At 74.0% G+C, this 1578-nt stretch carries 1 protein-coding gene and 1 pseudogene; both read right to left on the bottom strand.

Going from position 1 to position 1578, the window contains the following annotated elements; genetic code table 11:
* Positions 1-290: 290 nt before the first annotated feature.
* Positions 291-1178 (bottom strand): tRNA (adenine-N1)-methyltransferase, encoded by an 888-nt coding sequence (locus tag V7793_RS37355; RefSeq protein WP_058045161.1) that lies wholly within the window; start codon positions 1176-1178, stop codon positions 291-293.
* Between the two features lie 101 nt (positions 1179-1279).
* Positions 1280-1578 (bottom strand): annotated as a pseudogene (locus V7793_RS37350) (site-2 protease family protein); the annotation flags it as partial.

Genomic DNA, 1578 nt, shown 5'->3' with positions numbered 1-1578 from the left:
AGGGGCACCGGCGGGCTCAGGGGCGGGACGGGCACTGTCTGCCGGTGGCTGCACGCGCGCTGACTCCTGTGGCGGTGGCTGCGGGGACGCGGAATCGATCAGCATCGTGCCACACCCCCGCGTACCGGGGAACAGCGGGCACGCCGGTGGAGGGCGTGCGAAAAGGCCGGGCGGGTGAAGCCGCGGCGGTCCCGGCGGACGGGCCTAACGAAGAGGCGCCGCCCCCGAGTTCCCCGCTGTGCGGGGTCCCGGTGGCGGCGCCCGGCGTGCCGTGCACGCGATGACGGGGGTCAGCCCTTGTTGGGGCCCTCGTAGTCGTCGCCGTACGCGCCCTTGGCGGGGCGGCGGCGGCGCATCGGCGGCTCGACGCCGTCCGCGAGGCGGCGGGCGGTGACGAGGAAGCCGGTGTGGCCGATCATGCGGTGGTCCGGCCGGACGGCGAGTCCCTCGACGTGCCAGTTGCGGATCATCGACTCCCAGGGCTGCGGCTCGGCGAAGCAGCCGATCTCGCGGATGGACTCGACGGTCCGGGCGAGCTGGGTCGTGGTCGCCACGTAGCAGCAGAGGATGCCGCCGGGGACGAGCGCCTTGGAGACGGCCTCCAGGCACTCCCAGGGGGCGAGCATGTCGAGGATGACCCGGTCGACGTCGGTGTCGGACAGGTTGTCCTGCAGGTCGCCGACCGTGAGCTGCCAGGCGGGGTGCGGGCCGCCGAAGTAGCGCTCGACGTTCGCCTGGGCGATCTCGGCGAAGTCGGCGCGGCGCTCGTAGGAGTGCAGCATGCCCTGGTCACCGATGGCGCGCAGCAGGAAGGCGCTGAGCGAGCCGGAGCCCACCCCCGCCTCGACGACGCGCGCGCCGGCGAAGATGTCGGCGAAGGCCAGGATCTGCCCCGCGTCCTTGGGGTAGACCACGGCGGCGCCGCGGGGCATGGACAGGACGTAGTCGGGGAGCAGGGGGCGCAGCGCGAGGTAGGCGACGTTTCCCGTGGTACGGACAACACTGCCTTCGGGGGCACCGATCAGCTCGTCGTGGGGGAAGGCACCCTTGTGGGTGTGGAACTGCTTCCCGGCTTCGAGCGTGAAGGTGTAGTGGCGTCCCTTGGGGTCGGTGAGCTGGACCTGGTCCCCGACCTGGAAGGGCCCGCGACGGCGGGCGGCACCGGTCGGTTCGGACATGTGACCAGCCTACCCGCCATCCGGCGGGGGTACGGACACGGCGGGGCCCGCCGGGGCGCGGCGCGCGGCACCGGCCCGGCGGGGCGTGCGGCCGGGAGCGGTCAGGAGGGCGTACGGGCCATCGCGGCCACGAAGGCCCGCTCGACGTCGGTGGTGGCCAGGACGCCGTAGACCTCCCCCGTCGCCTCCACGACCAGGTACTCCGTGGCGGGCGTGGCGCGCAGGGTGTCGAGGAGCTCCTCGCCGGAGAGGTCGGCGGAGATGCGCATGCCGTCCTTGAGGTCCTGGGCGAGGGAGCTGACCGCGACCCAGGGGCGGCGGTGCTCGGGGACGCCGACGACGGCGGCCTCCCGGACGAGCGCGGTGGGGTTGCCCTGGCCGTCGACGACGACCAGGGCGC

Origin of the sequence: Streptomyces sp. KLMMK, assembly GCF_036961605.1 — a bacterium.
Lineage (GTDB): Bacteria > Actinomycetota > Actinomycetes > Streptomycetales > Streptomycetaceae > Streptomyces > Streptomyces telluris.
This window is presented reverse-complemented; position numbering and strand designations above follow the sequence as displayed.